Origin of the sequence: Luteitalea sp., from assembly GCA_009377605.1 — a bacterium.
Classification (GTDB): Bacteria; Acidobacteriota; Vicinamibacteria; order Vicinamibacterales; family Vicinamibacteraceae; genus WHTT01.
Window position 1 is genome coordinate 21,213 of the sequence record WHTT01000080.1, and the last position, 6,969, is coordinate 28,181.

General features: G+C 64.6%; 6 protein-coding genes. 4 read left to right on the plus strand and 2 right to left on the minus strand.

Annotated elements, in window-relative coordinates; all coding sequences use genetic code 11:
* Positions 1-41: 41 nt before the first annotated feature.
* The 4 genes from sufS to GEV06_21925 all read left to right on the plus strand — a co-directional run bounded on the left by sufS (position 42) and on the right by GEV06_21925 (position 3,044).
* Complete coding sequence (gene sufS / locus GEV06_21910; GenBank protein ID MPZ20544.1) at positions 42-1,298, plus strand: SufS family cysteine desulfurase; 1,257 nt, start codon at positions 42-44, stop codon at positions 1,296-1,298.
* Positions 1,291-1,743: an SUF system NifU family Fe-S cluster assembly protein gene (locus GEV06_21915; GenBank protein ID MPZ20545.1), complete on the plus strand. Its 453-nt coding sequence runs from the start codon at positions 1,291-1,293 to the stop codon at positions 1,741-1,743. Before sufS ends, GEV06_21915 begins: the two co-directional genes overlap by 8 nt.
* A gap of 26 nt (positions 1,744-1,769) precedes the next feature.
* Positions 1,770-2,342, plus strand: coding sequence for an SUF system Fe-S cluster assembly protein (locus tag GEV06_21920; GenBank protein MPZ20546.1), 573 nt, complete (start codon positions 1,770-1,772; stop codon positions 2,340-2,342).
* Positions 2,343-2,528: 186 nt separating this feature from the next.
* Positions 2,529-3,044, plus strand: a complete 516-nt coding sequence (locus GEV06_21925; GenBank protein ID MPZ20547.1) for a hypothetical protein — start codon at positions 2,529-2,531, stop codon at positions 3,042-3,044.
* An 8-nt stretch (positions 3,045-3,052) separates the two neighbouring features.
* Here GEV06_21925 and GEV06_21930 read toward each other — a convergent pair whose 3' ends face one another.
* Together GEV06_21930 and GEV06_21935 are read right to left on the minus strand one after the other, a co-directional pair.
* Complete coding sequence (locus GEV06_21930) at positions 3,053-4,771, minus strand: hypothetical protein (protein ID MPZ20548.1); 1,719 nt, start codon at positions 4,769-4,771, stop codon at positions 3,053-3,055.
* Positions 4,771-6,147 (minus strand): BamA/TamA family outer membrane protein, encoded by a 1,377-nt coding sequence (locus GEV06_21935; GenBank protein ID MPZ20549.1) that lies wholly within the window; start codon positions 6,145-6,147, stop codon positions 4,771-4,773. The genes GEV06_21930 and GEV06_21935 overlap by 1 nt, the downstream gene beginning before the upstream one ends.
* Between the last annotated feature and the right edge of the window lie 822 nt (positions 6,148-6,969).

Genomic DNA, 6,969 nt, shown 5'->3' on the forward strand with positions numbered 1-6,969 from the left:
GGCGCGTTAGGCCAACGCGCCTCACGATTGGCTCGCGTACCATGAACGCAGTTGACGCAACCGTCCGCATCCCGTTCGATGCCGCCCGCTTGCGGGCGGAATTTCCCATTCTGCAGCAGCAGATCCACGGGCACCCCCTCGCGTATCTCGACAACGCCAACACCACACAAAAGCCGCGTGCCGTTCTCGATGCGCTGAACCGCTACTACCTGGAGGCAAACGCCAATATCCACCGCGCTAACCATCTCTTGGGCGAGCGAGCTACGCGCGCGTACGAGGGCGCACGCGAGACGGTGCGCCGGTTCATCAATGCCCGCGCAGTCACGGAGGTGGTCTTCACACGAGGGTGCACCGAGGCGATTAACCTCGTTGCGCAGAGCTTTGCCCGCCCACGACTGCACGAGGGCGACGAAATCCTCCTCACGCACCTGGAGCATCACTCCAACATCGTCCCCTGGCAGATCGTGTGCGAGGCGACCGGCGCCCGGCTGCAGGTTGCGCCTATCTCGGATCGCGGCGAGCTGGAGTTTGGTGAGCTCGTCGCGCTCATGCGAGAGCAGACGCGTCTGGTTGCGGTCACCCATGTGTCCAACGCGCTGGGTACGATCTTGCCGGTGAGCGACATCATCCGAGAGGCGCACGCGCGCGGCATTCCAGTGTTGATCGATGGCGCGCAGGGCGCACCGCATCTGCCGGTAGATGTCCAGGCGCTCGACTGCGACTTCTATGCCTTCTCGGCGCACAAGCTCTACGGGCCCACCGGCGTGGGCGCGCTCTACGGCAAGCAGGCGCTGCTCGATGCAATGCCACCCTATCAGGGTGGCGGCTCGATGATTGCCTCGGTCACCTTCGAGAAGACGACCTACAACACCGTGCCGTATCGCTTCGAGGCGGGCACGCCCAACATCGCCGGCGTGGTCGGCTTCGGCGCCGCGGTGGAGTTCTTGGCGGCCTGCGACCTCGACGCGGTGCGCGCGCATGAGCACGACCTTCTCGTTCGCGCGACCGAGCAGCTCCTCGAGATTCCAGACGTTCGGATCATTGGTACGGCCAGCGAACGCTGCGGCGTGATCTCGTTCGTCTACGATGATGTCCATCCACACGACGTGGGGACGGTCCTGGACCAAGAAGGGGTCGCCGTGCGCGCGGGGCAGCATTGCGCGCAGCCGATCATGGATCGCTACGGCGTGCCCGCCACGGTGCGAGCGTCGTTCGCGCTGTACAACACACCGGAGGACGTCGACGCGCTCGCGCGCGCCGTGTGGCGCGTCAGGGAACTGTTTGGTGGCAATGTCTGACCTGCGAGATCTCTACCAGGAAGTCATCCTCGATCACAACAAGCGGCCACGGAACTTCGGAATCCTCGAGCCGGCCGACCGGAGCGCAATTGGCCACAACCCGTTGTGCGGCGACAAGCTGACCGTGTACGTGCGCCTCGACGGCAACCGCGTGACTGATGTTCGCTTCGAGGGACAGGGCTGCGCGATCTCGAAAGCGTCAGCCTCGATGATGACCGAAATCGTCAAGGGCTTGTCGCACGACGACATTGGCGCCTTGTTCGAGAGATTCCATCATCTGGTCACGGCTTCTGGGTCGGCCGACGAGGATGAGCGGCTGGGCAAGCTTGGCGTGTTCGCGGGAGTTCGTGAGTACCCCACGCGTGTCAAGTGCGCCACCCTCTGCTGGCACACATTGCGTGCCGCGCTCGAGAACGAGGCACAGGAGCCCGTCACGACAGAATGAGCCGCCGGCGGTAGAATGGAGGCAGTATGTTTTCCCTCTTTCGCAAGCGTGACGACGAGCCGACGAAGGAGCCCGAGGTGGCCGCGACAGCACCGGCAGACGCGACGGCGCCTGACGAGTCACCAGAAGTCTCCCACCCGCCAGAGACTGCCGTGACCAGCTCGCCGGAATCACCCGCAGAAGCAGCCTCGACCGCACCAGGCGCTCCTGGCTTCGACTACGATGCGCTCTTCTCGCCTCCCGCCAGCGAGACCGCACCAAAGGCGGAGGTCGGCGCCACGGACGAGGCTCGAACGGCCGAGCTCACGCCGCCAATCATCGAGGCGCTTCGCACGGTCTACGACCCGGAGATCCCGGTCAACATCTACGATCTCGGGTTGATCTACGACATCAGTGTCGACGCCAACGCGCGGGCGAAGGTTTCGATGACGCTGACGAGCCCCGCCTGTCCCTCGGCACAACAGCTCCCCGTCGAAGTCGAGTGGAAGGTCAGGGACGTCCCAGGCGTCGACCAAGCCGTTGTCACCGTCGTCTGGGATCCGCCGTGGTCCAAGGAGCGCATGTCCGAAGAAGCGCGCCTCGCCCTGGGAATGTTCTGATGCACCGTTCAACTGCCTGATGAACCTGGCCGCGCAGGGCTGCGCGGCCACCTCCCGGCGATGCTCCAGCCTCTGTACGGCACTCCTTCGTCTCTCGCTCATCCGGCATGCAGATTGCTCCTTGACGATGGTAGGATGGGCCGTCAATGGAGACGGCTGCCATGAAAACCGCGATTTGGAGGGGGCATGCAGCCTGATGCGATTCTCGGGGCTCTCGAAAAGATCAACGATCGGCTCGGTTCGGTGGAGCAGAATCTGCAACATCAGACCACGCGGATCGATGCGTTGCCCACGCGCGACGAGCTCGATGCTCGTTTGGACACGCTACGCGGCGAGTTCGAAGACCGCGTGGCAGCCCTTCCCACGCGCGACGAATTCGAAGCCCGCCTGGCAGCCCTCCCCACGCGCGACGAATTCGAAGCCCGCCTGGCAGCCCTCCCCACGCGCGACGAGCTCGAAATACGCGTGGCGGGGCTGCCAACTCGTGAGGAATTGAAGCAAGAGCATCTCGAGACTCGCGGACACATCGATGCTCGCTTCGAGGAAGTACACCGTCGCTTCAAGATTCTCGCCGAGGGCTACGAACACGTCTCGGACAAGCTCGATAAGGTGCACGAGGACCTCAAGAAGGACATTGCGGGCGTCGACCGGCGGGTGATGAAGCTGGAGGTCCACACGGGTCTCATCGGCAGACAGAAGTAACGGACCTTCTACGGTAGGGCGCGTTCACCGAACGCGCCGTGCTCGGCGCCTGGGTCCTCGCGAAAAAAGCCGACCGTCGTCCAGTCGTCGCCATCGCGTCTGAAGTAGACGCGCACGGGTGCCATCCACTGCGGGTAGTCCGGATGCGCGGCATGGAGCGTTGCACACACGTACTGACTGTCGAGAACCGCCGCGGGCGCGCGGGTGCGCCGCGTCTCGAGCTCGACCTGGCCACCCACCTCCTCGTGCCTACGTCGAAGGTTGTCGAAGCGTGACCAGGAGACGGTGTAGCGCGCTGGCGGGGCTGCAGCCCCGGCCTCCACAGCAGCGTTCTCGAAGCTGAGCCATCCTTCCGCTGAAAGGCGCGGCGCGATAATGGGTGTCACGCCGGTGAGCCATACGCGCGCAATACGATCCCGCCGCTCCTTGATCGTCTCGACCAAATAGTCTGTTGCGCGCGGATCACTGTATTCCGCCTTTTCAACGATCTGCCGCAGCATCTCATCCGAGAATCCAGCCACACGCCGCGCGCCCCAGAACGCATCGTCGGGACGCATGTTGTCGAAGGCAGCGTTTGGATACTCAGGCCGCCAGCTGCGCGGCTCGAATCCGTCGGCCGTGAAGCGGCCGACGGCGGCTGGTGTGGAGGGAACGGAGCGACGTGCCCAAGCTGGGGCCCAGAGCCCAAACGTGAGCAGCGTCTTCCGAGACACATCCGGTTCATAGAGATATTCGTGGCCGGACCGCGGGGCATTTGGGCCAACCGTCGCGCTGCCCAAGATGGAGCCGAAGTCGAACATGTAGTGCCGGATGAACTGCTGCCCCGGCTCACCCTCCATCATGTCGAGCGTGTTGTTCGCACGAGAGTCGTCATGATTGAGCCAGGCGGCGAACACACGGCTGGCACGCAGCTCGCGTCGGTGCTCGTGTGGGTAGATGTCGTTCGGGTCGTCCGGGCGCGTGCCATAGTAGCGGAAGTTCCCCATGGGCTCACCGTCGGCGAAACGGCTGACTATCGCTCGGTATCGCCCACTTGGCAGTCGCGCCGCGCGCCGCAGCACATCGTCGAGATCGTGGCGGTTGAAAGGCCGACGGCGCCCTGCCCGGTCACGGATTGTTGCCGTGGGCGCGATACGGAGCTTGGCGACGTCGAGCTCGGTCAGATACACGTCCACCACGTTGTAGCCGAGGGCGTGGTAAATGGCCGTGCCAATGATCTCCGCACCGGTCGCGATCTCCGGGTTATCCGGAGGGTCGAACTCGATCTGGTAGCGCTGCTTCGATGGGTCGCCGGTGCGGACGACCTGGAATCCTGGCTGCAAGCCGCCGCTCTTCCCGGCTACGATCGTCCACTCATCGATCTCCAGTCGGTCGACGCGGTCGGGTCCTCGCACGACCTCGGCGTCGCTCATCATCTGCCGCCCGAGTCGGTTGGTAAACCAGCTGGAGTCTGGCACCTCGTCGAGGGTGTTCACGTTGACGGCCGGGATATTGCGGCGATCTGCGACGGATGCAAACGTGTTCTCGAGAAAGTCGTAGATCTGCCCGAGCTCCTGCGGACGTGCGCCTCCCGCATCGAAGGCTTTGTCGCCGTCGAGCCAGATCGGGTCGTCCGACCTGAATAGGGGTCCATCGCCCGCGGGATCGTCGTATGCGGCGACCGAGAAGGCCAAGACGAGAGCCGTGACGAGGGCAAGCGGTACCGCGCCGCGAACGTTCAGAGGCATCACAACATCCCGCCGAAGCGAAGCACGAACCGCGTCCCCTCACCGCTGGCAAACGCCACATCCGCGCGAAGGACGACGGTTGCCGCGCCGAAGCGGAGGCCAAAGCCGTAGTTGCGCTTGAAGTTGCGGCGGCTCATCGCGTCCCAGCTCGGCGCCACCTGGCCGGCGTCGGCGAAGAGCGCAGCCACCAGAAACGCATTCAGCTCGTAGCGGTACTCGGCGCGCAGCAGAAGCGCGCTCTGATCGCGAAACCTGTTCGTCTTGAAGCCGCGCAGGGTGTTCCCGCCGCCGAGCGCTGGCATCAGGTAGAACGGCACTTCGCGACCGGCATCCGGGTCGGTTTGGACGCCAACGCCCCGCAGCACGAATCGGCGCTGCTCGCCCCAGAACGGCAACACCTGCTCGACGTCGACCATGAGGCGCTGGAAGGCGTAGCGGTCCTCGTCGCGATCTCGTGTGTGGCCCCACGAGATCGCGTAGCGGCCGCCACGTCGCGGATTCCCCGGCTGATCGCGCCCTTCGTACACCAAGCTCGCGCCGGCGTACAGTAATTGTGGCTCTGCGCTGAGCCCCGGCGCGTCTAGATCATCGAAGCGCTGTTCAATGGACAGATGCTTCTCGTCTTGCCCGCCACTCACGCGAGGACGGAGGTACTCGACCTCCGCTGACAGCGTCACGTCCCGCCCGATCTCGATCCCGCCGCGGCTCGTCAGCGTCGTCATCTGCAACGTGTAGTTCGTGCGGTCCGCAAGGGGCGTCTCTGGACCGAGGCCAAAGAAGTTCTCGCGCGGTGCATCGCGATGGCGGGCGCCAAGCTCCACGTATGCACGACCGCCCGCCAGATCCTGCGCGCGGAACAAGGCGTCCAACTGCCAGTACTGTTTGAAGGATCCGGTCGCCGCCAAGCTGAGATTCAGTGTCTCGGTCCCCACGCGGTAGCCGCCGCCACCCCCGAACCCGGCACCTTCGCCAGGCCCTCCAACGGCGGCAAAGGCCCCTTGCGGCGGATCGAAGATGCGGGTGAACAGCCGAGTGTCTTCGATGGTGAACAGGGTCGCTTCGACGCGGTTCGGCCGATAGGGCTGACGCTGATTCGCCTTCTCGCGCCTCTTCGCCAGCAGCTCTTGCTCGCGCGTCTCAGCAGGATTTGCAGCCTGCGGCGCCGCTTCCTCCTGGACAGCCGCGAAGGCATCACCGCCGAAGGCAATGCCAACCGCGAGCAGGAGACCGAGGCGTCGCCACGTCATGCAGCTCTGCGCTCCGTCAGCGGCGTCGCGAACCGAATCGAGGAGGTTGACACGGCAGCGGGCTGACGCGCGATGCGCAACTCGCGCCGCCGATGCTCTCGCGCGACAAGAGCGGCGACGACGAGCCATGCGGCAGCGATGCCGGCGAGCAGGAGCGCGTATTCACGGATGCCGAAGACGAGCGCTGTCCCGACAACCACGAGCGCGGCATGCAGAAGATCTCCAGCCCGCCAGAAGAAGGCTTCGATGACCTGAGTGGCCTTGTACTTGGCATCCCGGCCCACGGAAAGGAACAGGGCGTGCCGCGCCGTATTCTGGATTGAGTAGTCTGCCGCGTTTTCGAAGAGCTTGGTCATCGCCAAGACACCGAGCAGCGGCAGGGCAGCGACGAGCACATAGCCGCCGAGGGCAATCACCGGCGTCACGAAGAGCGCGCCGGCCACACCAATCTTTTGGAAGAGTCGAGAGACGAGGAAGAGTTGTCCCACGAGACCCACGATGCCCACCAGCGTGAAGTAGCGCGCATAGAAGCTTCCGATGAACGCTCGGGTCGCGGCGCTCGCGTCAGCGGCATGCGCGGCAAACGTCTCCGCCTCTGCCATGACGAGCTTGCTCAGCAAGAACTCGCCGCCAGTGTTCACGACGTTCAGAAGCATAACGAACACGGCAATGAGTAGCAGATACCGATCCGAGAAGACAAGCTGAAAGCCGCCAGGGCCTCGCAGCGGCCCGGTGGCGCAACCTGACTGAGGAGGTGGTTGTTGCCCCCGAACGATCGGCGCATGCCGACCAATCGCCCACGTCGTGCCGGCCGATACGGCCAGCAACGTTGCGGCTAGCAGTATCACACGATGCGGCCCCAGGCTGGTCAGCAAGATTCCCGACAGGCTGGCACCCACGAGCGCCCCCAGCGAGCTCCCAATCCCAATGATCGGGAAGAGCCGCCGCCCC

Excerpts from the sequence above, each read along its gene's own strand:
- sufS (MPZ20544.1), top strand. The coding sequence starts at position 42 with ATGAACGCAGTTGACGCAACCGTCCGCATCCCGTTCGATGCCGCCCGC.
- GEV06_21915 (MPZ20545.1), top strand. The coding sequence starts at position 1,291 with ATGTCTGACCTGCGAGATCTCTACCAGGAAGTCATCCTCGATCACAAC.
- GEV06_21920 (MPZ20546.1), top strand. The coding sequence starts at position 1,770 with ATGTTTTCCCTCTTTCGCAAGCGTGACGACGAGCCGACGAAGGAGCCC.
- GEV06_21925 (MPZ20547.1), top strand. The coding sequence starts at position 2,529 with ATGCAGCCTGATGCGATTCTCGGGGCTCTCGAAAAGATCAACGATCGG.
- GEV06_21930 (MPZ20548.1), bottom strand. The coding sequence starts at position 4,771 with ATGCCTCTGAACGTTCGCGGCGCGGTACCGCTTGCCCTCGTCACGGCT.
- GEV06_21935 (MPZ20549.1), bottom strand. The coding sequence starts at position 6,147 with ATGGCTCGTCGTCGCCGCTCTTGTCGCGCGAGAGCATCGGCGGCGCGA.